Raw genomic sequence first — 24119 nt, 5'->3', positions numbered from 1 at the left:
AACGGCCCCGCGGGGCCGTTTTTTCTTTGGACATTGAGGGCGAGCGCGCTGGTTGCCGCGCAGCACCGCCGTCAGCGGCTGAAAGGCGCGCCGGCCAGGCGGAAGCCGGCCTTCAATCCCCGTTTGGCGAACCAGCCCTGGTTCATCTCCAGCACGTAACGCACCGGCTGGGCGGAGCAGTGGGAGTCGAGCGACTGCGGCTTCATGTCCACCAGGTTCACGATGGTTCCGTCGTCCGCCACGAAGGCGGCCGTGAGCGGCAGCAGTGTGTTCTTCATCCAGAAGCACTGCGTGGCCGGCTGCTCGAACACGAACAGCATGCCTTCCTGCTGCGGCATCTCCTTGCGGTGCATGAGGCCGATCTGCCGCTCCTGCGGTGCCACGGCCACTTGGGCGTCGATGCGGTGCATGCCCGCGACGATCTCCACGCGCTGCAACTGCAGCTGCGGTCCCTCCTGGGCCCATCCCGGGCCGGTAGTGGCGAGCCCCAATGCCAGCCCCGCGCAGGCGCGCAGCAGGTGGCGAAGGGGAGCAAATGCAAACGGGCGCAAAGCAGTCATCGGATCGGTTTCGTGGTCGGCTGGTCGTCGGTAGGGGCACCGGCGCGGGAAAAACAGGGCGCAGGCGTGAAAAAGCCCGCACAGGCGGGCTATTTCATCACGGACGGCGCAGGCCGTCATCGCAGGGCGATCAGGCCGTGGCCTTGGACTTCTTGGTCTTCTTGCTGGCGACCTTCTTGCTGTGGCTCTTGGTGGCCTTGGCGTGCTTGTTCTTGGCGCTCTTGGCCTTGGCCGTGGGGGCGGGCGCGGCGTCGGGTGCGGCGACAGCGGCGGCAGGGGCTGCGGTCACGGCAGGGGTGGCAGGAGTAGCGGGTGCTGCCGGAGCCTGTGCAAACGCACCTGCAGCGAACAGACCGGAGACCAGGACAGCGAGGAGTTTTTTCATATATGCCATTTCCTTGATGGTTCGGGTGGGCGCCCGCGAGGAGCCGCGAAGCCCGCTTTCAACGGCAGTTGCGCGCGCGGCGTTGACAGGAAAGGTGCTATTTTTTTGTCGCTAGAATCGACCGGCTGTAGACAGCCTGCCTGCGTGTCGAGGGGCTCCTCAGCCATTCATCGGAGAAAGCCGTTTCCATGACCAGTTACGCGCACATCGAAGTGCCGGCCGAAGGCCAGAAGATCACAGTCAATGCCGATCTGACGTTGAATGTGCCCGACCAGCCGATCATTCCTTTCATCGAAGGCGACGGCACCGGGGTGGATATCACCCCGGTCATGTTGAAGGTGGTGGACGCCGCCGTGGCCAAGGCCTACGGCGGGCGCCGCAAGATCCAGTGGATGGAGATCTATGCGGGCGAGAAGGCCACGCGCGTCTACGGCCCCGATGTGTGGCTGCCCGACGAGACCCTGCAGGCCGTGCGCGAGCATGTGGTGTCCATCAAGGGCCCGCTCACCACGCCGGTGGGTGGCGGCATCCGCTCGCTGAATGTCACGCTGCGCCAGGAGCTCGACCTGTACGTGTGCCTGCGGCCCATCCAGTATTTCGACGGCGTGCCTTCTCCGCTCAAGGAGCCGCACAAGACCAACATGGTGATCTTCCGCGAGAACTCGGAAGACATCTATGCCGGCATCGAGTTCGAGGCGGGGTCGGAGAAGGCGCGCCGCCTGATCCAGTTCCTGCAGAACGATCTGGGCACCAAGAAGATACGTTTCCCCGAGTCGTCCGGCATCGGCATCAAGCCGGTGTCGCGCGAAGGCACGGAGCGGCTGGTGCGCAAGGCGATCCAGTACGCGATCGACCATGACAAGCCCAGCGTGACGGTGGTGCACAAGGGCAACATCATGAAGTTCACGGAAGGCAGCTTCCGTGACTGGGCGTATGCCCTGGCCGCCAAGGAGTTCGGCGCCGAACTCATCGACGGCGGCCCCTGGATGCGCCTGAAGAATCCGCGCACGGGCAAGGACATCACGCTCAAGGACAGCATCGCCGACGCCTTCCTTCAGCAGATCCTGCTGCGCCCTGCGGAGTACAGCGTGATCGCCACGCTGAACCTCAACGGTGACTACCTGTCCGACGCGCTGGCTGCGCAGGTCGGCGGCATCGGCATTGCGCCCGGCGCCAACATGTCCGACTCCGTGGCCATCTTCGAGGCCACGCACGGCACCGGGCCGAAATACGCCGGCAAGGACTACGTCAATCCGGGCTCGGAGATCCTGTCGGCCGAGATGATGCTGCGCCATATCGGCTGGCCTGAAGCGGCCGATCTCATCATCCAGTCGATGAAGGCGTCGATCCTGAGCAAGAAGGTGACCTATGACTTCGCGCGGATGATGGAGGGCGCCACGCAGGTGAGCTGCTCCGGCTTCGGCAAGGTCATGATCGAGAACATGTGATTTCCGGTGCGCCCGCGGCCGCCGGCCCCGCGCACCTTCGTTTCCCTAGCATCCCAAGGCCTCGCGCCATTACAGGAGATTCAATGAGTACCCAGCAGCCCACCATCATCTACACCCTGACCGACGAGGCCCCGCTGCTGGCGACGTCTTCCTTCCTGCCCATCATCCGCAAGTTCGTCGAACCTGCGGGCGTCAAGGTGGACACGAGCGACATCTCTGTGGCCAACCGCATCCTGGGCCAGTTTCCCGACTACCTGACCGAAGAGCAACGCGTGCCCGACACGCTGAGCGAACTGGGTAAGCTCACGCTGAAGCCCGAAGCCAACATCATCAAGCTGCCCAACATCAGCGCGTCGGTCGCGCAGCTGAAGGCGGCCATCAAGGAACTGCAGGAAAAGGGCTACAAGATTCCTGACTTCCCCGAGAACCCGCAGACGGACGAGGAAAAGGAAATCCGTGCGCGCTACAACAAGTGCACGGGCTCGGCGGTGAACCCTGTCCTGCGCGAAGGCAACTCCGACCGCCGCGCCCCCAAGGCTGTGAAGGAATACGCCCGCAAGAACCCGCACAGCATGGCTGAGTGGAGCCAGGCATCGCGTTCGCACGTCTCGCACATGCACCATGGCGACTTCTACCATGGCGAAAAGTCGATCACGCTCGACAAGGCGCGCGACGTCAAGATGGAACTGATCGGCAAGTCCGGCAAGACGACGGTGCTCAAGCCCAAGGTCGCCCTGCAGGCCGGCGAGATCATCGACAGCATGTTCATGAGCAAGAAGGCCTTGCTCGCGTTCTACGAGAAGGAAATCGACGACGCGCACAAGACGGGCGTGATGTTCTCGCTGCACGTCAAGGCCACGATGATGAAGGTCTCGCACCCCATCGTGTTCGGCCACTGCGTGCGCATCTTCTACAAGGAAGCGTTCGAGAAACACGGCAAGCTGTTCGACGAGCTGGGCGTGAACGTCAACAACGGCATGGTCGATCTGTACAACAAGATTGAAGCGCTGCCCAGCGCCAAGCAGGACGAGATCAAGCGCGACCTGCACGCCTGCCACGAACACCGCCCCGAGCTGGCCATGGTCGATTCGGCCAAGGGCATCACCAATTTCCATTCGCCCAACGACGTGATCGTGGACGCGTCCATGCCGGCGATGATCCGCAACGGCGGCAAGATGTGGGGCGCCGATGGCCGCCTGAAGGACACCAAGGCCGTGATGCCCGAGTCCACCTTCGCCCGCATCTACCAGGAGATCATCAACTTCTGCAAGTGGCACGGCGCCTTCGACCCGAAGACCATGGGCACCGTGCCCAACGTGGGCCTGATGGCGCAGCAGGCCGAGGAATACGGCTCGCACGACAAGACTTTCGAGGTGCCGGAAGACGGCGTGGCCAACATCGTCGACCTCGCCACGGGCGAAGTGCTGTTGAGCCAGAACGTGGAGCAGGGGGACATCTGGCGCATGTGCCAGGTCAAGGACGCCCCGATCCGCGACTGGGTGAAGCTGGCCGTGACCCGCGCCCGCAACTCCGGCATGCCCGCCGTGTTCTGGCTGGACCCGTACCGTCCGCACGAAAACGAGGTCATCAAGAAGGTCAAGACCTATCTGAAGGACCACGACACGGCCGGCCTGGACATCCAGATCATGAGCCAGGTGCGCGCGATGCGCTACACGCTGGAACGCGTGATCCGCGGCTTGGACACCATCTCGGTCACGGGCAACATCCTGCGCGACTACCTGACCGATCTGTTCCCCATCATGGAACTGGGCACCAGTGCCAAGATGCTGTCCATCGTGCCCCTGATGGCCGGCGGCGGCATGTACGAAACGGGTGCGGGCGGTTCGGCTCCGAAGCACGTGCAGCAGCTGGTGGAAGAGAACCACCTGCGCTGGGATTCGCTGGGCGAGTTTCTGGCCCTGGCCGTGAGCCTGGAAGACTTGGGGCTGAAGGAAAACAATGCCCAGGCCAAGATCCTGGCCAAGACGCTGGACGCCGCAACCGGCAAGCTGCTGGACAACAACAAGAACCCGTCGCCCAAGACCGGTCAGTTGGACAACCGCGGCAGCCAGTTCTACCTGGCCATGTACTGGGCCCAGGAACTGGCCGCGCAGACGGAAGACGCCGCGCTGCAGCAGCGTTTCGCTCCCCTGGCCAAGGCCCTGACGGAGAACGAGCAGGCGATCGTGAAGGAACTCGCTGATGTGCAGGGCAAGCCCGCGGACATCGGTGGCTACTACAAGACCGACGATGCCAAGCTGGCCGCCGTGATGCGCCCCAGCAAGACGCTCAACAGCATCCTGGCTGCCTGAGCGGGCGGCTGGTTGGCCGTGCGGCACCTTGCGGTGCCCATGGTGTCTGCCAGCATGTCGGCCTTTGCAGGCCGCGCGGAGCACGCTCCACCTGATGAGAAAGCCCCCGGACGCGCTGGCATCCGGGGGTTTTTTTAATTCCAGCGCTGGTTGGCGGACCCCGAGCAGGGCCACATCACCACGGATTGGCCGGAGCGTGCGCGCCCGCCCTGGATGTCCAGGCACATGCCGGTGTACTGGCTCCGGATCGAGCCGCGGTCCCACGCCCATTTCTGGTTGGGTTGGTCGCGGCACTCCCAGGCGATCACGCGGGCCCCTTCGCGCTGGCTTCCGCCTTCCACATCCAGGCACAGATGTCCGGCGCGCAGTTCGCCATAAGGTGTCCACGTGAAGCGCTGGTTGTCGCCGCCCGCGCAGCGGTACGCGATGAGCGGGTTGCCGGCGCGCAGGCCGCCGGCCACGTCCAGGCACAGCCCGTTCTGCCCACGCAGGAGTTGGCCGCCGCCGGGCGGTGCGACAACGGCGGGCGCGCCATAGGGATAGGGTTCGCCGTACCGGTCCGGCGCCTCGCCGAACCCTCCATAGCGGCCCGGACGGTCCTGGGTATAGATGCGGAAACGCGCGCCGCAGCCCCCGCTCACCCAGAGCGTGCGCGAGCGGAGGTCGTAGCCCCAGGTCCGGTTGAGGCGGCAGCCATCGGACAACGGCTGCTCAAGTTCGACATGGTTCGTGCCTTCCGGGAGCGGATAGGACTGGTAGCCGCCTTGGGCTTGCAGTTCGACGCCGAATTCCCGTGCATGGACCGGCGTCGTCTGCAGCAGCGCCAGCGTGCCGGCGAGCAGGCTGAGAGTGGCGGCGTTGGTAGGGCGCATGCGCATGGATTCTCCGTAGGGCAATTGCAAATCCACGCGATTGTGGCCCCGGCCTTCGCGCCTGCGGCTGGGATGCGACGCGCGCTCCCACTTATTGCCAATGCTTGCACTTGCACGGAATCGCCTTGCGACACCGCTGCCGTGCCGCTCAGCCCTGCTGTTGGCCGGCAGCGGCTGCGGAGCCCCTGGAGCCCGGCACCGGAACGCGTACCGTACCGGTGGCATAGAAGCACCGGAGGTTGCCCAGCACCGTATCGGCCATGGCGCGGCGGGTCTCGTGGGTGGCGCTGGCCACATGCGGCGTCAGCACCACGTTGTCGAGTGCGAGCAGCGCGGCCGGCACCTGAGGCTCGTGCTCGAACACATCCAGGCCTGCGCCGGCGATGCGGCGTTCGGACAACGCGTCTACCAGCGCCGTCTCGTCCACCACCGTGCCACGGGCCACATTGACGAGAAAGCCCTGGGGGCCGAGGGCATCCAGCACCGCCCGGTTGACCAGATGGCGCGTGCCGGCGCCGCCCGCCACCGTCAGCACCAGGTAGTCTGCCCAGCGGGCGAGCTCCACCACCGATTCGGCGTAGCGGTACGGACTGCCGGGGACGGGGCGCCGGTTGAAGTAGGACACCTCCATGCGGAAGCCCTGGGCCCGCTCTGCCACGGCCTGGCCGATGCGGCCCAGGCCCACGATGCCCAGGCGCTTGCCCGACACACGCGTCTGGACCGGGAAGCGCCCCGCCGACCAGCCGCCCCCGCGCACGAAGCGGTCGCTGGCCGATACACCGCGCGACACATCGAGCATCAGGGCGAAGGCCAGGTCGGCCACGCAGTCGTTGAGCACGTCGGGCGTGTAGCCCACCTGGATGCCCCGCGACTGCAGATAGGGAATGTCCAGCGCGTCGAAACCCACACCGAAGCTGCTGATGACGCGCAGATGGGGCAAAGCGGCCAGCACGTCGTTGCGTGCGCCGACCGGTGCCGAGGTGACGAGACCCGAGAACGATGCGCCATGCTCCGCGAGGAACGCTGCGGGATCGGCCTGGTCCGCCAGGCACGAGACGTCGTATTGCTGCGCCAGGTCGGCTTCGAGGACGGGCAGTGGGAGGCGGGCGATCTGCAGCAGGCGGGGGCGCGAGGGTGAGCTCATGGCGTGCGGTACGGTGGAAAATGAGAACAGCGGAGAAGGAAGAAAAAAGGGCTGCGCGATGGCAGCCCTGGATCCGCGGCAGCAGACGAGACGCCGCCGGGGAAGCGTGCCCGTCAGGCGGCGGGCGGGCGCACCGCCTGGCGGGCCAGCAGCTTCCAGTCGGCACCTTGCTTCTGCCAGACGCCCAGGATCTTGATCTGCACCTTGCCCGGCTTGCCCGAGTCGTTGGTGTCGGCGGTCAACGTGTGACGCACGATGGCGGTATCACCCACCACCTTGACGGTCTGGTCCGTGATGACGATGGTCACGAAGTCGGACTTGCCGGCGACCAGATCACCGATGAAGCTGCTCTTGGTGTCGACACGGCCGCCCGAATGTCCGTAGCTGAGGTCATCGGCCACCAGCTGGCCCAGTGCCGCCGGGGTGGGGTCGATCATGGCGATGCGCAGGCGTTCCGAGGCGGTGGCCACGGCCTGTTCCGCCGAGGCGCCAGAGCCGGCCGTGGACGTGGCACAGCCGCTCAGGACGAGCAGTGCCACGGCGGCAGCCGCCGCGCAAACCTTTCGCTGGATCATCATCATCATCTTTATCTCCTCTGTTGTCTGTGAATTGGTGGATGAAGAAAGAACGCGTGCCCGGACGAACCACGCCAGCCGCCCGTGCACGTCCGAGGCGGCTGGCGATGACTGCCGGCCGCACGCCGTGAACGACAAAGGCCGCCGGGGCGACCTTTGTCAATTCAGTGTGCGGCCTTCGTGGCGGCTTACTGGGGGCCGAGCTTGTCGATCAGCGCCTTCAGCTCTTCCACTTCGGAAGGCTTCAGATCGGACAGGGGGGCGCGCACCGGGCCGGCATCGTGGCCGACGATCTTGGCGCCGGCCTTGATGATGCTGACGCCGTAGCCTTCGACGCGGTTGCGGATCTTCAGGTAGGGCATTGAAGAATTCCTTGAGCAGCTTGTGCTGCGTCGCCATGTCGTCCGTGGCTACGGCCTTGTAGAAGTCCATCGCCGTCTTGGGGATGAAGTTGAACACGGCCGACGAGTACACGGGGGTGCCCAGCGCCTTGTACGCAGCGGCGTAGACCTCTGCCGTGGGCAGGCCGCCCAGGTAGGAGAAGCGGTCGCCCATCTTCATGAAGATGGAGGACATCGTCTCGATGTTGCCCACGCCGTCCTTGAAGCCGATCAGGTTGGGGCAGCGCTCGGCCAGGATGGCCAGCGACTCGGGCGTGAGCTTGGTGCGGTCGCGGTTATAGACGATGACGCCGAACTTCACGCTGTTGCACACCTGTGCCACGTGTTCGATCAGGCCTTCCTGGCCGGCTTCGGTCAGGTAGTGCGGCAGCAGCAGGATGCCGTGGGCGCCCAGGCGCTCGGCTTCCTGGGCATGGGCGATGGCGGTGCGGGTGGGGCCGCCGGCGCCGGCAATGATCGGCACCTTGCCGCGGCAGGTGTCTACGGCCGTCTTGATGACCTGGCTGTACTCATCGCCATACAGGGAGAAGTACTCGCCCGTGCCGCCGGCCGCGAACAGCGCGCTGGCGCCGTAGGGTGCCAGCCATTCAAGGCGGGCAGCATACGACTTGGCGTTGAAGTTGCCTTGCGCGTCGAAGTCGGTGACGGGGAAGGACAGCAGGCCGGAGCCCATGATGGTCTTGAGTTCTTGAGGTTGCATAGCGCGGTCCGTAGAGAGAGGAGGGAAAAACGAAAGGGGGCTTTGTTGTTATGGAAGAGCGGGAAATCAGTCCAGGCGGATCTGGGCGGCGTTGACCACCTGGGCCCAGCGTGCGCGTTCTTTGGCGAAGAACTGATCCTGTTCCTGCGGCGTCATGGTGACCACTTCTGCGCCCTGGCCGGCCAGGCGCGAGCGGATGTCGGCCGAGCGGATCACGGAGATCAGCGCCCTGTTGACCTGCTGGACGATCGCATCTGGCGTGCCCTTGGGCGCCAGGATGCCTTGCCAGGTGCCGGAGTCGAAGCCGGTGATGCCTTGCTCGGCAATTGTGGGCACGTCACCGATCAGCGGCATGCGCGTGGGCTTGGAGACGCCCAGCACCTTCAGCTTGCCGCTCTGCACATGGGGCCAGGTGGCCAGCATGCCGTTCATGAGGATCTGCGTCTGGCCGGCGACCGTGTCCTGGATGGCGGTCACGCCACCCTTGTAGGGCACGTACTGCCATTTGGCGCCGCTGGCACGCTCCAGCGCCACGCCTGCCAGGTGAGGGGCGCTGCCGGTGGCTGTCACGGCGAAGTTCAGATCGGACGTCTTGGACAGGGCGATCAGTTCCTTCAGGTTGTTGGCCTTGACCGAGGGATGCACCACCAGCAGGTGGGGCGAATAGGCCAGCATGGTCACGCCGCGCAGGTCCTTGGAGGGGTCGAACTGCAGCTTGGTGTAGACGGACGGGCTGATGGCCAGCGCACCCACGTCGCACAACAGCAGGGTGTAGCCGTCCGGCGAGGCCTTGGCGACGAAGTCCGCACCCAGGTTGCCGTTGGCACCGGGCTTGTTCTCCACGATGACAGGCTGCTTCAGCGCCTCGGACAGCGGCTGGCTGATCGAGCGGGCGATGATGTCCGAGCTGCCGCCCGGCGGGTAGGGCACGATCAGCTTAATGGGCTTGGCAGGCCAGGCGGTCTGGGCCATGGCGTTGCAGCACAACAGGGCGGCACCGGCGAGCAGTGCGAGGCGGCGGGTGGTGGTCATCCAATGTCTCCTTGGGAGGTTATGTTGTAAGTCATCATACAACTGAAAATCCTGGAGATGCAATAGGGTTGGCCCGGGGTTGTGGTGCGATGACTGCGGTTTAAGGCGTCGGCAGCGGCGACGAGTGGGATAGCGGCATGGTCACCCGGCCTTTCGAACCTCGAAGACTGGCCGATTTCACTGGTCAGCGGCCCGCACGCCTAACCACCGCGCGGCATATTCGCGGCTGCCAAGGCCCGCTCTCCGTCGCCCGGGCGTGGTGCCCTGGCGGTGCGCGCCGAGGCGCGTAGATCAACTGACCTTAGCGGCCTCTTGCGCGGCCCGCAGGCGCTCTCGGCTGTTGGTGAGGTGGATGCGCATCGCGGCCCGCGCCGACTCGGGGTCCTGGCGGGCGATGGCCATGTAGATCTCTTCGTGTTCTCGGTTCACCCGGTGCAGGTAGGCATTGCCGGGGTCGGTCTTGCTGATAGCTGCGATGCGGGTGCGCGGAATGAGCGTGGTGCCCAGGTGGTTCATGATGTCCGCGAAATACGGATTGCCCGTCGCCTTGGCGATGTGCAGGTGGAAGCGGAAGTCATGCGCCACGGTGTCGCCGTGCTCCGCCACGTTGCGGGCGAAGGCATCCAGGGCGTCGCGCATGGCGTGCAACTGCTCGTCGGTGCGGCGCTGGGCGGCGAGGCCGGCGGATTCGGTTTCCAGGCTGATGCGCAGTTCCAGCACCGCCAGCACATCCACCGAGGCGGCCAGCTCGGACGGGTCCAGCCGGAACACGCCCGAGGTGCGCGGCGGCAGCACGAAGGTGCCGATGCCGTGGCGCGTTTCCACCAGGCCGGCGGCCTGCATCTTGGACAGGGCCTCGCGGACGACCGTGCGGCTGACGTCGTGTGCGCGCATCAGTTCCGACTCGGTGGGCAGCTTGTCCCCAGGGGTCAGCAGGCGGTCGCGGATCTGTGCGCTGACGTTTTCCACCAGCACGTTGGCCAAGCCTCGCACGCGGCGCACGGGGGGGGCGACCGGCACGGCTGTGCCGACCGTCAATTCGGCCCCGTGGGGGTATGCGGGTAATCCCTTTGGCAGCGTGCTCATGAGTCTGATGATAATCCCCTGCGTGTTGTACGACAACTTATAACAATTGTGCCTAGCGAATCCTCCATGCACCCAGAAAACCGTCTCCATCGCCTTCTGCTGACCGGCGCCGCCGGCGGGCTCGGCGTCGTTCTGCGGGAGCGGCTGCGCCCCCTGGCCGACGTGTTGCGCCTCTCCGATGTCGCCCCCATGGCGCCTGCCACCGGCGCGGGCGAGGAAGTGGTGCCCTGCGATCTGGCCGACAAGGCCGCCGTCGACGCCCTGGTGCAGGGTTGCGACGCCATCGTGCACCTGGGCGGCGTGTCCGTCGAACGGCCGTTCGAACAGATCCTGGAAGCCAACATCAAAGGCATCTTCCACATCTATGAGGGCGCCCGCCGCCATGGCGTCAAGCGGGTGGTGTTCGCCAGCTCCAACCACGTCATTGGCTTCTACAAGCAGGACGAGTGCATCGACGCCAACGCGCGCCGCCGGCCCGACGGGTACTACGGCCTGTCCAAGTCGTTCGGCGAGGACATGGCGAGCTTCTACTTCGACCGCTACGGCATCGAGACCGTCAGCCTGCGCATCGGCTCGTCGTTCCCCGAGCCGAAGGACCGTCGCATGATGAGCACCTGGCTCAGCTACGACGACCTGACGCAGCTGGTCGAGAAGGCCTTGTTCACGCCCGATGTCGGCCACACGGTGGTCTACGGTGCTTCGGCCAACCGCGACCTGTGGTGGGACAACCATGCCGCGGCCCATCTCGGCTACGCGCCCAAGGACAGCTCGGAGCCGTTCCGCGCCAAGGTCGAGGCCCAGCCGGCGCCCGCGGCGACCGATCCGGCCGCCGTGTACCAGGGCGGCGCGTTCACCGCCCAAGGACCTTTCGAGGGCTGAGCACCATGGGCAGCCTTGCCGAATTGGTTGTGGACGCCCGCTGCGCCACCGGCGAAAGCCCGGTCTGGCGAGCCGCCGAACAAGCCCTGTACTGGGCCGACATTCCCCAGGGCCTGCTGCACCGCTGGTCCGCGGGCGAAGTCGATGCCGCCGGGCAGCACCGCCAGTGGCGGGCGCCGGAGATGCTGGCCTGCATGGCCGCCTGCGAAGGTGCGCCCGGGCAATGGATTGCGGGCCTGGAGAGCGGCCTGTTCCTGCTGTCGCTGCCCGCTGCTGACGGGGCAGGGCCGGTGGACGCCCTCTCCGCGCGCCCGCTGGCGGCGGTGGCGCACGCCGCTGCCGGCATGCGCTTCAACGACGGGCGCTGCGACCGGCAGGGCCGCTTCGTCGCCGGCACCATGCTGCTGGACATGGGCGCTGCCGCCCGCGTGGGCAAGGTCTACCGCTACGGTGCTGCCGAAGCGGCGGCCGGCGCCGCGCCGGTGGATCTGCTGCTGGGCGAGCTGATCGTGCCCAACGGCATCGCGTTCAGCCCCGACGGCCGCACGATGTACCTGTCGGACTCGCATCCGCAGGTGCAGACCATCTGGGCGTTCGACTACGACACCGACACGGGCACGCCCCACAGCCGCCGGGTGTTCGCCGACATGAAGCCGCTGCCGGGCCGCCCGGATGGCGCGGCCATCGACGTGGACGGCGGCTACTGGATCTGCGGCAACGATGCCGGCCTGGTGCACCGTTTCACGCCCGACGGCCGGCTGGACCGCTCGCTGGAAGTGCCCGTGAAGAAGCCGGCGATGTGCGCCTTCGGCGGGCCGCGGCTCGACACCCTCTATGTCACGTCCATCCGGCCTGCCGGCGTGGATCTGGCCGACCAACCCCTGGCCGGCGGCGTGTTCGCGCTGCGCCCGGGCACCCAGGGCTTGGCAGAGCCGGGGTTCAAGCAGCACGCCTAGCGTGTCTGCGGCGGGGCGCAGCATCACGAGTCCACTTGCCCCGCCGCCATCCACCATTCCAACAGAGAAGAGAAAGAGGTAGACACATGCAACTCAAGACCCTCGTGGCCGCCGTTGTGGCCAGCATCGCCGCGCTCGGGGCGCACGCCACCGAGTTCCGCTCCGCGGACATCCATCCCGACGACTACCCCACCGTCACCGCGGTGAAATTCATGGGCGAGCGGCTCAAGCAGCTGTCCGGTGGCAAGCACACCGTGCGCGTGTACCCCAACGGCGCGCTGGGCGGCGAGAAGGAAACCATCGAGCAGACCAAGATCGGCGCGCTGCAGATGGTGCGCATCAACGTGGGCGCGATGAACAACATCTGCCCCGAGACGCTGGTGCCCACCATGCCGTTCCTGTTCAAGTCGGTCGAGCACATGCACAAGTCGCTCGACGGCCCCGTGGGGCAGGAGATCCTGAAGGCCTGCGAGAAGCAGGGCTTCGTGGGCCTGGCCTTCTATGACAGCGGTGCGCGCTCGATGTTCACCGCCAAGAAGCCGGTGAAGAGCCTGGCCGACATGAAGGGCCTGAAGGTGCGCGTGCAGCAGTCCGACCTGTGGGTGAGCATGCTGGAGGCCATGGGCGCCAACGCCACGCCCATGCCCATGGGCGAGGTGTACACGGGCCTGAAGACCGGCCTGATCGACGCGGCCGAGAACAACTACCCCACGTACGAAAGCGCCCGCGCCTTCGAGGTGGCCAAGTACTTCTCGAAGACCGAGCATTCGATGGCGCCCGAGATGCTGCTGTTCTCCAAGCGCGCGTGGGACCGCCTCTCGCCCGAGGAGCAGGGCTGGGTCCGCCAGGCCGCCAAGGAGTCGGTGCCCCACATGCGCAAGCAGTGGGCCGAGCGCGAAGCCAAGGCCCTGGCCACGGTGAAGGCCGGCGGCGCCGAGATCATCGAGGTCGACAAGGCGCCGTTCCAGGCCGCCATGAAGCCCGTGTACGACAAGTTCATCACCGACGCGCGCCTGAAGGACATGGTCAAGCGCGTGCAGGACACGCAGTAACGGCTCCGGCCGGCTGGCGTGCCCACGGCGTCGCCCCGCGTTCCTGTCGGACGTGGGGCGCCGCCGGGCCCGCCGGCCGCCTGCGCCGGTGCGTCAATGCATCAAATTTGATAGCTGTCTGCGCTTGCTGAATAAGCGCTAGAGCCACTTTTTAATCATAAAACCATGTATACCAAGATTTGCCGCACCCTGGCGCGGCTGTGCATGTGGCTGGGCATCATCGGGCTGGTCGCCGTCATCTGCGCGGTGAGCTGGCAGGTGTTCGGCCGCTATGTGCTCAACAACACGCCCACCTGGGCGGAAAGCCTGGCCCTGCTGCTGGTGCTGTACGTGACCATGTTCGGCGTGGCCGTGGGCGTGCGCGACGCCGGCCACATCGGTCTCGAGTCCTTCCTGGTGCTGGCCCCCGACTGGCTGCGCATCAAGATGGAATACCTCATCCACGCGCTGATCCTGGTGTTCGGCCTGGCCATGGCCTGGAATTGCGCCTCGCTGGCCGGCTCCGTCTGGGACTACAAGCTGCCCACGCTCGGCATCTCCGAAGGCTGGAAGTACGTGCCGGCGACCATCGCCGGCGCGCTGATCACGCTGTTTTCCATCGAACACATCATCGCTCTGGCCCAAGGCCGCGAAGTCGAACCTGCCTGGGGCTGAAGTCATGACCGTTCCATTGCTGATCCTGAGCGTGTCGTTCACGCTGTTCCTGCTGCTGGGCGTGCCGGTGGCGTTCTCCATCGGCCTGTCGGCCCTGGCCACCCTGCTGTACGAGGGCCTGCCCCTGGAGGTCGGCTTCCAGCAAATGACCTCGGGCATGGGCGTGTTCTCGTTCCTGGCCATTCCGTTCTTCATCTTCGCCGGTGAGCTGATGCTGTACGGCGGCATTGCCGACCGCATCGTCAACTTCGCGCGCAACCTGATCGGCCATGTGCGCGGGGGGCTGGGCATGTCCAACGTGGTGGCCTGTACGCTGTTCGGCGGCGTCTCGGGCTCGCCGGTGGCCGACGTGTCCGCCATGGGCGCGGTGATGATCCCGATGATGAAGAAGGAGGGCTACCACGCCGACTACGCGGTCAACGTGACCACGCATGCGGCCCTGGTCGGCGCCCTCATGCCCACCAGCCACAACATCATCATCTACGCGCTGGCCGCGGGCGGAAAGGTGTCGATCGCGGCGCTGATCCTCGCCGCGCTGGTGCCGGCGCTGGTGCTGACCATCTCCAACCTGGTGGCGGCCTACGCCGTGGCCGTGAAGCGCGGCTACCCCAAGGGCACGTTCCCGGGCTGGGACATCGTGGCGCGCTCGTTCGCCGCGGCACTGCCGGGGCTGTTCGTGGTGGTGCTCATCCTGGGCGGCATCCTGTCGGGCATCTTCACGGCGACCGAATCGGCGGCCGTGGCGGTGCTGTACGCGCTGGGTCTCACGATCTTTCTGTACAAGTCGCTCAAGTGGGAGCACTTCATCAAGGCGGCCTCCAAGGCCGTGCGCACCACGGGCGTGATCCTGCTGCTGATCGGCATCTCCAGCACCTTCGGCTACCTCATCAGCCTGTACGGCGTGGCCGAGCTGACGGGCAAGATGCTGGCCGAAGTGACGACCACGCCCTGGATGGTGTTCCTGCTGATCAACATCATCCTGTTCGTGCTGGGCACGTTCCTGGACATGGCCGCCACCATCCTGCTGTGCACGCCCATCTTCCTGCCCATCGCGCAGGAGTACGGCATGACCTCGGTGCAGTTCGGCATCGTCATGCTCATCAACTGCGCGCTGGGGCTGAACACCCCGCCGGTGGGCACCACGCAGTTCGTGGGGTGCGCGATCGGGGGCGTATCGGTCGGCACGGTGATGCGCACCATCTGGCCGTTCTACGGGGCGCTGATCTTCGCGCTGGGGCTGGTGACCTTCGTGCCGGCCTTCTCCACCTGGCTGCCCAGCCTCTTCATGGTCGTCAAATGACAGCTACGCGCTGAGAAAGTGGGTTTTCCATGACCGCTCGTTTCCTCCTCAAGACCCTCGTGCCCGTGGCCGCCGCCGCGGCGCTGCTGGTGGCCTGCGGCAGCACCGGCACGCAGCCCTCCACCTGGGTGTATGTGTCCAACGCCGACAGCCAGGACCTGTCGGTCTACCAGCTCGACCATGCGGCCGGCGCGCTGCGCCATGCCGACACGGTGCCGCTGGGCGGCCAGGCCATGCCCATGGCCGTGTCGCCCGACAAGCGCACGCTGTACGTGGCACTGCGCTCGCAGCCGTACCGCGTGGTCAGCCTGGCCATCGACCCGGAGAACGGCCGGCTGCGCAAACTGGGCGAGTCCCCCCTGGCCGACAGCATGGCCAACATCGACACCGATGCGACGGGCCGCTGGCTGTTCGCCGCCTCGTACGGCGGCAACAAGATCACCGTCAACCGCATCGGCGTGGACGGCCAGGCCGGCCCCGTGGTGCAGAACATTCCGACCTCGCCCAACGCACACGCCATCCATGCCGACGCGGCCAACCGCTACGTGTTCGCCACCAGCCTGGGGGGCGACAACCTCTCCAGCTGGCGGTTCAACCCCGACACCGGCCAGCTGACCGCCAACGACCCGGCCCTGACGTCGATCACGCCCGCCAAGGCCGGCCCGCGCCACTTCACCTGGGACAAGGCCCAGCGCCGCATGTACCTGCTCAACGAGCTGGACGCGAGCGTGCACGTGCTGGAGTACGACGCGGCGCGCGGCGCGCTGCGCGATCTGCAGCGGCTGAGCACGCTGCCTGCCGGCTTCACCGGCAAGCCCTGGGCGGCAGACCTGCACCTGTCGCCTGATGGCCGCACGCTGTACACGTCGGAACGCACGTCCAGCACGCTGTCGGCCTTCCGCGTGGATGCGGCGAGCGGGCAGCTGCAACTGCTGGCCCAGGTGCCCACCGAGAAGACGCCGCGCGGCTTCGCCGTGGACAGTTCGGGACGCTTCCTGATCGCCGCGGGCCAGGAGTCGCACAGCGTGTCCGTGCACCCCATCGATCCCGCCACGGGCGTGCCGGGCACGCCGCAGCGCTTCCCTGCGGGCAAGAACCCCAACTGGGTCGAAATCGTCGATCTGCCTTGAACGTGCGTTGACCCAAGCGGGGCGGACCGCCATCGCCCCGCCGGCGCAGCGCATTTTGACAACGTTGCCACCCGGGTGCGCCCGCGCCCTTCGCGTGGCCCATCCATGAACCAGAGGAGACCCTTCATGCCCCATGCTGACGCCCCCCAGACCCCCGCCGGCGCTGCTTCGCGCCGTCGCTTCATGGCCGGTGCCCTGGCCGCCACTGCCACGGGCGTGGCCCAGGCCCAGGCCTTCGACTTCAAGCCGAACCAGCGCTACCCCGACCCGGCCGTGCAGGTGCTGGATCCATCCTTCACCAAGTACCGTTTGTTCAGCAGCAGCGTGGAGCAGATCGCCACCGGCCTGCGCTGGGCCGAAGGCCCGGTGTGGGTGGCCGACGGCCGCTACCTGCTGGTGTCCGACATTCCCAACAACCGCATCATGCGGTGGGACGAGACCACGGGCCAGACGGGCGTGTTCCCCAACCCGTCCAACTTCTCCAACGGCCTGGCGCGCGACCGCCAGGGGCGGCTGCTGGCCTGCGAGCACCTGACGCGCCGCGTCACCCGCACCGAGTACGACGGCAGCATCACCGTGCTGGCCGATCGCTTCGAGGGCAAGCGCCTGAACTCGCCCAACGACATCGTCTGCAAGAAGGACGGCTCGATCTGGTTCACCGACCCGCCGTTCGGCATCGGTGGCCACTGGGAGGGCGACAAGGCGCAGTCCGAGCTTCCGCACGCGCTGTACCGCATCGACCCGGACGGCCGCCTGGACCGGGTGATGGAAGCGCGCTTCCCCAACGGCCTGGCCTTCACGCCCGACGAGAAGCAGCTGTACCTGGTGGCCCGCACCGCCGAAGGCCGCCGCCAGCTGCAGCGCTACGACGTGACGGCGCGCGGCGGGCTGGCCAACCCCACGGTCGTGGTCGAAAGCACCACGGGCGCGCTGGACGGCTTCAAGATCGATGAAGACGGCAACATCTGGGCCGGCTGGGGCAGCAACGGCGGGGCCGATTCCGTCGCCGCCGACCTGGACGGCGTGATGGTATTCAACCCCGCAGGCAAGGCCATCGGCCACATCCGCCTGCCCGAACGCTGCGCCAACCTGTGCTTCGGCGGTGCCAAGAACAACCGGCTGTTCATGGCCAGCAGCCACTCGATCTACGCGCTGTACGTCGAGGTGCGCGGAGCCGTCTGAGCCCGCTGCCCGCCGTCCGCTGCGCCGCAACCCGGCCTCGCTCGTCTGCGAGCGCAGCCGGGGCTGGCGGCCTGCACCTGCAGCCACCCCGATTTCTTTTTCCCTGTTTCTTTTTCTTTTCTTTCACATCTCAGGAGACATCCACCATGCAACGCAGATCCCTCATCGGCACCGCCGTGCTCGCCGCCACCGGAGCCCTCTGGGCGCTGCCGGCGGCCGCGCAGGGCGCCTGGCCGACGGGCAAGACCGTTACCTACCTGGTGCCGTTCGCCGCGGGCGGCACCACCGACACGCTGGGCCGCCTCATCAGCCAGCAGCTCGGGCCGGTGCTGGGCACCACGGTGGTGGTGGACAACAAGGGCGGGGCCGGCGGCAGCGTGGGGTCTGAGATCGCCTCGCGCGCCGCGCCGGACGGCTACACGCTGCTGGGCGGCACCATCAGCTCGCACGCCATCAACGTGAGCCTGTACCCCAAGCTGGGCTACGACCCGATCAAGTCCTTCGCGCCCGTGACGCTGATCGGCACCAACCCCGTGGTGCTGGTGGTGGCCGCCAGCAGCCCCTACAAGACGCTGCAGGACGTGCTGACCGCTGCCAAGAGCCGCCAGGGCGGCCTGTCGTCGGCATCGGCCGGCACGGGCACTTCGCAGCATCTGGCGCTGGAGCTGCTGTCGTACAAGTCGGGGGTGAAGTTCACGCACGTGCCCTACAAGGGCAGCGGCCCGGCCATCCAGGACGTGATCGGCGGCCAAGTGGACATGATGTTCGACACCACCGTGGTGGCGGCCCCGCACATCCAGAGCGGCAAGCTGCGCGCGATCGCCGTCACTTCGGCCAAGCGCCTGTCGTCCATGCCCGATGTGCCCACGGTGGCCGAGTCCGGCGTGGCCAGCCTGAAGGACTTCGAGGTGCAGTCGTGGCAGGCCATCTTCGTGCCGGCCGGCACGCCCGCGCCCATCGTCACGCGCCTGCACGACGAGATCCGCAAGATCCTGGCCCAGCCCGACATGCAAAGCCGCCTGAAGAGCTTCGGCATGGAGCCCGCCGACCTGACCACCGCGCAGATCGCCGCCTTCCAGAAGGCCGAAGTGGAGAAGTGGGCGCAGGTCATCAAGGCGGCCAACATCAAGGTCGACTGACCCGGCCCCGGCCCCGGCCGGCACAGGCGCAGGGGCCATCGGCCCTGGGCGCCTACCGCCGGCACCCCGTTTTGTCCGGAGGTGAATTGCCCGCTGCCGCCACCGTGCGCAGCGGGCTTTTTTGCGTCGGCCCGCAGCTGCGGCTACGCGGGCCCGCAGCCTTCGCCAGGCGTGCACACCAGGGCGGGCGTCGCTCCCGGTGCGGATGCGGCTGCCTCCCGGCGCTGCTCGGCGACCCACTGCGCCAGGTGGTGCTGCCACCGCGCAGGCTGACCGAGCCAAGGCGAGAGGTCCTGCACCTCCAGCGTGCCGTCGGCCGCTTCCAGCACCAGCGTGGGAAAGCCCTGGCCGCCCACCGTGCGCAGCCATTGGCGGCTGCGTGCGATGTGCTGCTGCGTGGGCTCGCCCTGCGCCTGGGCCAGGGCCAGGGCGAACGCTGCCGCATCCCAGCCGGCCTCGGCCGCCAGGGCATGCAGCACGTCGCTGTCGGCGATGCGGCGGCCCTGCGCGTAGTGCGCCGTCTGCAGCCGGTGCAGCATGTCCAGCCCGCCGCTGCCGGGGTGCAGGGCTTCGGCGGCCAGCATGGCGGTGATGGGCGGCTCGGAGTCCATGACCGCCGTGGTGTCGCGCAGCAGGCCGTCGAAGTAGGCGGTGCCGAAGGGCTGGCCCGTGAGCGCCGCGATGCGGCGGTCGTGCGGCATCACGTAGTCGCGCCACTGCGGCGTGATGCCGCGCCGCCCGGGGCCGGCCATCATGCCGCCGGCATGCCAGCGCACCGCCAGGCCGGGCACGTGGCGCGCGGCTTCCACCAGCGGCGCGGCGGCGTAGCACCATCCGCACAGCGGGTCGTGGATGTAGTGCAACGTGGCGCCGTGGGGCAGGGCGATCACTTCGGCCATTGCATTTCTCCCTTGATGACCTTGGCGCTCAGGTCGAGCGAGGCCGATTCGCCCAACTGCGGGTAGCGGCGCTGCATGGCAGCGACCAGCGCGCGCGAGTCCGCGGCCTGGGCGGCCTCGGCGTCGAAGGCGCGCAGGTAGTCCCGCGTGAACTGCACGGAGGCCGGCGTGTGCGGCAGGCTGCCGTCGGCGTTGGGCAGGTAGTGGCCGGGCACCACCGTGCGGGGCTGCAGCGCATCGATGCCGTCCAGCGTCTGCTGCCAGTACATGCGCTGGGCCGGCGTCTGCGTGTCGGCCACCCACAGGTGGATGTTGGCCGACACCGGCACGCCACCCACCACGGCGCGGATCGAAGGGATCCACAGCACGGTGCGCGCGGGCGTCGGGCCGTCCAGTCCCACCACCTGGAGCTTCTGGCCCTCCAACAGCAGGTGGTCACCCTTCAGGGGCTGGGGCTCGACCAGCGCCTGCGGCGCGTTCGCCTTGAGGATGGGGCCCCAGTGCGCAATCTTGCCGTCGCGCGAGGCGCGGATGGCCGCCAGCGTGGACGGCGTGGCGACGATGCGGGCCTGCGGGAAGGCCGCATGCACCACGTCCAGCCCGAAGTAGAAGTCCGGATCGCTGTGGCTGATGTAAATGGTGGTCAGGCGCTTGCCGCTGGCGCGGATCTTCTGCACCAGCGCCTCGGCGTCGTTGCGCTGGAACTGCGCGTCGATCAGCACGGCGTCGCGCTTTCCGGTGACCAGCACCGAGGTGACCGGGAACAGCGAGGCCGCGCCGGGGTTGAAGACCTCTAGGCGCAGCGGCGGGGCCGCGGCGAAGGCGGGTGCGGCAGGCAGGGCCGCCGAGGCGGCGAGGGCGGACAGCAGCAGGGTGCGACGGAACATGGCAGCAGACCTTTCCAGGGGTTTTCGAACGATGGAGCGACTGTAGATTGCACGGATCGATCAAAAAACCCCAGAATTCGGCCTGTTGAATTGCATGGATCGAACAAATCATGGACCGCATCACCGCCGCGCAGGTCTTCGCCACCATCGTGGACAAGGGCAGTCTGGCCGGCGCGGCCGAGGCGCTGGACATGTCGCGCGCCATGGTCACCCGCTACCTGGCCGAGATGGAGGACTGGGCGGGTGCCCGCCTGCTGCACCGGACCACGCGGCGCCTGGGGCTGACCGCCGCGGGCGAGGCCACGCTGGCGCGTTGCCGCGAGCTGCTGGCGCTGGCCGGGCAGATGCCCGCCGCGGCGGACACCCAGGCCGACGAGCCGCGGGGCATGCTGCGCATCGCCTGCTCGCAGTCGCTGGCCGAGGCCCGCCTGGCGCCCCTGGTGGCGCAGTACCTGCGCCGCTACCCCCACACGGCGGTCGATCTGCAGATCAGCAACCGCACGGTGAACCTGGTGGAGGAGCGCATCGACCTGGCTATCCGCATCACCAACGCGCTGGACCCGGGCCTCATTGCCCGGCCGCTGGGCCGGTGCGACTCGGTGGTGTGCGCCGCGCCCGCCTACCTGGCCGCGCGCGGCACGCCGCAGGGCGTGCACGACCTGGCCGTGCACAACTGCCTCACGTATTCGTACTTCGGCCGCAGCCTGTGGCGCTTTGACGATGCGCAGGGCGCGGACGAGGTGCCGGTGGGCGGCAACCTGAGCGCCAACGAGTCCGTGGTGCTGCTGCACGCCACGCTGGCGGGCGCCGGCATCAGCCTGCAGCCGGTGTACTCGGCCGCGCCCTACATCGCGTCCGGCCAGCTGGTGGCGCTGCTGCCGGGACGGCAGCCCACCGCCATGGGCATCTACGGCCTCTACGCCTCGCGCGAGCGGCTGCCGGCCACGCTGCGCAGCATGCTGGACTTTCTGGCCCAGGCCTGGGGCGAGGCCGCGCCCGGGCAGGCACCCGGCGCATCATTTGCTATGGTTTGAGTAGCTGCTTGCGCTTGATGCATAAGCGCTGGAGGCCATTTTTGCTCGAAGTCTGCGGCGGCTACAGGAACTGTGCCCGCAGGCCGACCATGATGCGCCGCCCCGCCGCCGGCTCAAAGAACCGCTGGTTGCCGTCGTTCACAATGAGCGAGCCCGCATAGCGCCGGTCGAAGAGGTTGTCGAGCCGCGCCCACAGCTGCCAGCGCGGGGCGCTCCCCGCTTCCTTGCCGCCGCCTGTCTGCCCGCCGCTCGCAGGGCCGCGCAGCGTGTAGCCCGCGCGCAAGCCCACCACGGCAAAGCCAGGGGCGGACTCGGTGTTGCGGTCGTCGGCAAACACCTTGCCCGACAGGTCCACGCTGGCGCCCAGCTGCCACGCCGCCGTGGGGGCGTAATCCAGCGCCAGCTGCGCCACATGGCGGGCCGTGCCCGGCAGGCGGTTGCCGGCGGGCACCTGTGCGCCGCCGGCACCGGTGTAGGCGCTGCCGAAGAAGGCGTCCAGATAGGTGTAGGCGGCGCGCGGCGTCCAGGCCCCGGCCTGCGCGCTCCAGGCCAGCTCCAAGCCGCAGCGGCTCACGTTGTCGGCGTTCTGAAACACGGTGCGTCCGTTGACGGTGGCCGCGGGCACGATCTCGCCGCGGCTGCGTGCGTCGAACCACGCCATGTCCAGCCGCTGCGGCACACCCTGCCACGTGCCTTGCCACTTGGCGCCCAGCTCCCACTGCCAGCTGCGCGAGGCGCCCAGCGCGTAGTTGGGGCCGGTGTTGCCGGCGCTGTAGGCCATCTCGGCCAGCGTGGGCGTTTCGAATCCGCGGCCCACGTTGGCGTACAGGTTCAATTGCTCGGTCGCGGCCCAGACGAGGCCCAGTGCCGGACTGGTCTGGCGCCAGCTGCGACTGCCGCTGTCGTCGGGGTTGGCGGCGGTGATGTAGCGGTCGTCCACCTCGGCGCGCACGCGGCTGGCGCGCAGGCCGGCCACGGCGCGCAGGGTGGGGGCGATCCAGGCGTCCACCTGGGCGAACAGGTCGGTGTTGCCGGCCTGGTCGCGCTCGTTGCGGCGCAGGTCGCCCGCCGTGCCGTTGTTGTTGACCAGGCCCTGGCGCCGCTCGGCCAAGCGGTCGGCGTCGAGGCCCACCGTCCAGGTCAGCGGCAGGCCCGAGGGCATGCGCGTGGCGTGCGTCCAGGCCAGGCCCAGGCCGTAGTAGTCGCGGTCCAGGTCGACCACGCCGCCGGCGCTGTTGACCGCGGCGCCGCTGAAAGACAGGTACTGGCGCAGGTCACGCGTGCCGCCATAGGCGCGCACTCGCACGCTGTCGGCCGGGTTGAACTGGTGCTCCAGCACGACGCCCACTTGGTTCTGCGCCACGGACTTGCGCGTGTCGAAGGTATCGGCCACGCTGGCGGCCTGGCGCGGGTTGGCGTTGAACTGGGCACGATTCAGGCCCAGTGGGTCCTGCGCCTTGGGCTGGTCGTACAGGTTCACCAGCGCGGTAATCTTCGTGTCCGCGCTGGGGCGGGCCACCAGCTTGCCGTTGAGGTGCACCCGCCGCGCAGCACTGTGGTCGCGCCAGCCGTCGGTCTCGAACTGCGACACATCGATCAGCCCGCCCAGCGTGCGGTCCCCGAAGTCGAGCGAGGCATCCAGCAGCCGCTGGCCGGACGAGCCCGCGGCCACGCCCACCTGGGCGCCGCTCAGCCCGCCCGTGCCTTCGCGCGGCTCGCGCGTCGTCACCTGCAACACGCCGCCGGCGGCGTTGCCGTAGAGCTGCGCCAGCGGGCCGCGCAGCACGTCCACCTGCGCGGCGGACTGCAGCTGTGCGGTGGCGGCCTGGCCCTGGCCGTCGGGCATGGTGGCGGGGATGCCGTCCACCAGGATGCGCACGCCGCGCACGCCGAAGGTGGAACGCGCTCCGAAGCCGCGCACGGCGATCTGCAGATCCTGCGCGTAGTTGCCCCGGTCCAGCGCCACCACGCCGGCCTGGCCCGCCAGCAGTTCCGACAGATTGACGAGCGGCGTGGGCGCGGTGAAGCCATCCACCGCCACGCTGGTGTGGCTGGCGGCGGCGTCGAAGCGGCGCTGCGCTTCGGCGCTGCCCTGCACCTGCACGGCGGGCAGGGCGCCGCCGCTGGATGCGGCGGCTGTGGTCGTCACCGTGGCGGCGTCGTCGCTTTGTGCGGCGGCGGGAAAAGCGGTGGCACCGGCCGCCGCCAGGGCGCAGCCGTAGACCAGCGCGGCACGGAACGGGGGGCGGAGGGGATTGCGGTGGGCGCGCGGCGCGGGGGGCTGGGGCCGCACGCAGGCGGCAGGCGCCGCCGGGGCGCTGGTGGTGGTCTGGAGCATGGGGGCGCAGAGTATCGCAACCGCATGGGCCGCGCTGTCAGCCGATCACCCGCGGGCAGGGAACGCCGGCCTCCTACGCAGAGCGGCGTGCCACCTTTGCCATACTCCTGAGGCCCGCGGCCCCGCCCGCCCTCTCATTCATCCATCCGCACCC

At 68.0% G+C, this 24119-nt stretch carries 20 protein-coding genes and 2 pseudogenes; 11 read left to right on the top strand and 11 right to left on the bottom strand.

What is annotated here, in order from left to right:
• Positions 1–71 precede the first annotated feature (71 nt).
• The gene (locus QE399_RS17115) at positions 72–560 is read right to left on the bottom strand and encodes a DUF192 domain-containing protein (protein ID WP_309830585.1); all 489 of its coding nucleotides are present in this window, start codon (positions 558–560) and stop codon (positions 72–74) included.
• Positions 561–690: 130 nt separating this feature from the next.
• Positions 691–945, bottom strand: coding sequence for a hypothetical protein (locus QE399_RS17110; protein ID WP_309830583.1), 255 nt, complete (start codon positions 943–945; stop codon positions 691–693).
• A gap of 188 nt (positions 946–1133) precedes the next feature.
• On the opposite strand from QE399_RS17110, the gene icd reads away from it, so the two are divergent.
• Together icd and QE399_RS17100 are read left to right on the top strand one after the other, a co-directional pair.
• Positions 1134–2393 (top strand): NADP-dependent isocitrate dehydrogenase, encoded by a 1260-nt coding sequence (gene icd / locus QE399_RS17105; RefSeq protein ID WP_309830581.1) that lies wholly within the window; start codon positions 1134–1136, stop codon positions 2391–2393.
• A gap of 83 nt (positions 2394–2476) precedes the next feature.
• Positions 2477–4705: an NADP-dependent isocitrate dehydrogenase gene (locus tag QE399_RS17100; protein WP_309830580.1), complete on the top strand. Its 2229-nt coding sequence runs from the start codon at positions 2477–2479 to the stop codon at positions 4703–4705.
• A gap of 134 nt (positions 4706–4839) precedes the next feature.
• Here QE399_RS17100 and QE399_RS17095 read toward each other — a convergent pair whose 3' ends face one another.
• From QE399_RS17095 to QE399_RS17070, 6 genes and pseudogenes are all read right to left on the bottom strand, one after another.
• Positions 4840–5583 carry a lectin gene (locus tag QE399_RS17095; protein ID WP_309830578.1) on the bottom strand — a complete coding sequence of 248 codons (744 nt, stop codon included), beginning with the start codon at positions 5581–5583 and terminating at the stop codon, positions 4840–4842.
• A 142-nt stretch (positions 5584–5725) separates the two neighbouring features.
• Positions 5726–6721: a 2-hydroxyacid dehydrogenase gene (locus QE399_RS17090; protein ID WP_309830576.1), complete on the bottom strand. Its 996-nt coding sequence runs from the start codon at positions 6719–6721 to the stop codon at positions 5726–5728.
• Positions 6722–6834: 113 nt separating this feature from the next.
• Positions 6835–7296 (bottom strand): nuclear transport factor 2 family protein, encoded by a 462-nt coding sequence (locus tag QE399_RS17085; protein ID WP_309832156.1) that lies wholly within the window; start codon positions 7294–7296, stop codon positions 6835–6837.
• A 188-nt stretch (positions 7297–7484) separates the two neighbouring features.
• Positions 7485–8397 (bottom strand): annotated as a pseudogene (gene kdgD / locus QE399_RS17080) (5-dehydro-4-deoxyglucarate dehydratase).
• A 66-nt stretch (positions 8398–8463) separates the two neighbouring features.
• Positions 8464–9429 carry a Bug family tripartite tricarboxylate transporter substrate binding protein gene (locus QE399_RS17075; protein WP_309830574.1) on the bottom strand — a complete coding sequence of 322 codons (966 nt, stop codon included), beginning with the start codon at positions 9427–9429 and terminating at the stop codon, positions 8464–8466.
• A gap of 291 nt (positions 9430–9720) precedes the next feature.
• A complete protein-coding gene (locus QE399_RS17070) occupies positions 9721–10515 on the bottom strand; it encodes a FadR/GntR family transcriptional regulator (protein ID WP_405043831.1) in 795 nt (264 codons plus the stop codon).
• Positions 10516–10581: 66 nt separating this feature from the next.
• On the opposite strand from QE399_RS17070, the gene QE399_RS17065 reads away from it, so the two are divergent.
• From QE399_RS17065 to QE399_RS17030, 8 genes are all read left to right on the top strand, one after another.
• On the top strand, positions 10582–11394 hold the full coding sequence (locus tag QE399_RS17065) for an NAD-dependent epimerase/dehydratase family protein (RefSeq protein ID WP_309830570.1): 813 nt from the start codon (positions 10582–10584) through the stop codon (positions 11392–11394).
• A gap of 5 nt (positions 11395–11399) precedes the next feature.
• Positions 11400–12350, top strand: a complete 951-nt coding sequence (locus tag QE399_RS17060) for an SMP-30/gluconolactonase/LRE family protein (RefSeq protein ID WP_309830568.1) — start codon at positions 11400–11402, stop codon at positions 12348–12350.
• A gap of 86 nt (positions 12351–12436) precedes the next feature.
• Positions 12437–13402, top strand: coding sequence for a TRAP transporter substrate-binding protein (locus QE399_RS17055; RefSeq protein WP_309830566.1), 966 nt, complete (start codon positions 12437–12439; stop codon positions 13400–13402).
• Positions 13403–13567: 165 nt separating this feature from the next.
• Positions 13568–14056 (top strand): TRAP transporter small permease, encoded by a 489-nt coding sequence (locus QE399_RS17050; RefSeq protein WP_309830563.1) that lies wholly within the window; start codon positions 13568–13570, stop codon positions 14054–14056.
• A gap of 4 nt (positions 14057–14060) precedes the next feature.
• A complete protein-coding gene (locus QE399_RS17045) occupies positions 14061–15356 on the top strand; it encodes a TRAP transporter large permease (RefSeq protein ID WP_309830562.1) in 1296 nt (431 codons plus the stop codon).
• 29 nt (positions 15357–15385) lie between these two features.
• Positions 15386–16486, top strand: coding sequence for a lactonase family protein (locus QE399_RS17040; protein ID WP_309830560.1), 1101 nt, complete (start codon positions 15386–15388; stop codon positions 16484–16486).
• Positions 16487–16612: 126 nt separating this feature from the next.
• On the top strand, positions 16613–17668 hold the full coding sequence (locus tag QE399_RS17035; RefSeq protein WP_405043828.1) for an SMP-30/gluconolactonase/LRE family protein: 1056 nt from the start codon (positions 16613–16615) through the stop codon (positions 17666–17668).
• A gap of 146 nt (positions 17669–17814) precedes the next feature.
• On the top strand, positions 17815–18807 hold the full coding sequence (locus QE399_RS17030; protein ID WP_309830558.1) for a Bug family tripartite tricarboxylate transporter substrate binding protein: 993 nt from the start codon (positions 17815–17817) through the stop codon (positions 18805–18807).
• Positions 18808–18950: 143 nt separating this feature from the next.
• Here the strand turns inward: QE399_RS17030 and QE399_RS17025 are convergent, their stop codons facing one another.
• Together QE399_RS17025 and QE399_RS17020 are read right to left on the bottom strand one after the other, a co-directional pair.
• Positions 18951–19706, bottom strand: a complete 756-nt coding sequence (locus QE399_RS17025; RefSeq protein ID WP_309830556.1) for a DsbA family protein — start codon at positions 19704–19706, stop codon at positions 18951–18953.
• Positions 19700–20593, bottom strand: a pseudogene (locus QE399_RS17020) (MBL fold metallo-hydrolase); the annotation flags it as partial. The pseudogene QE399_RS17020 and the gene QE399_RS17025, both read right to left, overlap by 7 nt.
• Before the next feature lie 110 nt (positions 20594–20703).
• On the opposite strand from QE399_RS17020, the gene QE399_RS17015 reads away from it, so the two are divergent.
• Positions 20704–21627, top strand: a complete 924-nt coding sequence (locus tag QE399_RS17015) for a LysR family transcriptional regulator (protein ID WP_309830555.1) — start codon at positions 20704–20706, stop codon at positions 21625–21627.
• Between the two features lie 61 nt (positions 21628–21688).
• Here QE399_RS17015 and QE399_RS17010 read toward each other — a convergent pair whose 3' ends face one another.
• The gene (locus tag QE399_RS17010) at positions 21689–23965 is read right to left on the bottom strand and encodes a TonB-dependent receptor family protein (RefSeq protein WP_309830552.1); all 2277 of its coding nucleotides are present in this window, start codon (positions 23963–23965) and stop codon (positions 21689–21691) included.
• Positions 23966–24119: the final 154 nt, after the last annotated feature.

The organism is Paracidovorax wautersii, from assembly GCF_031453675.1.
In the GTDB taxonomy this organism is placed as follows: domain Bacteria; phylum Pseudomonadota; class Gammaproteobacteria; order Burkholderiales; family Burkholderiaceae_C; genus Paracidovorax.
This window is presented reverse-complemented; position numbering and strand designations above follow the sequence as displayed.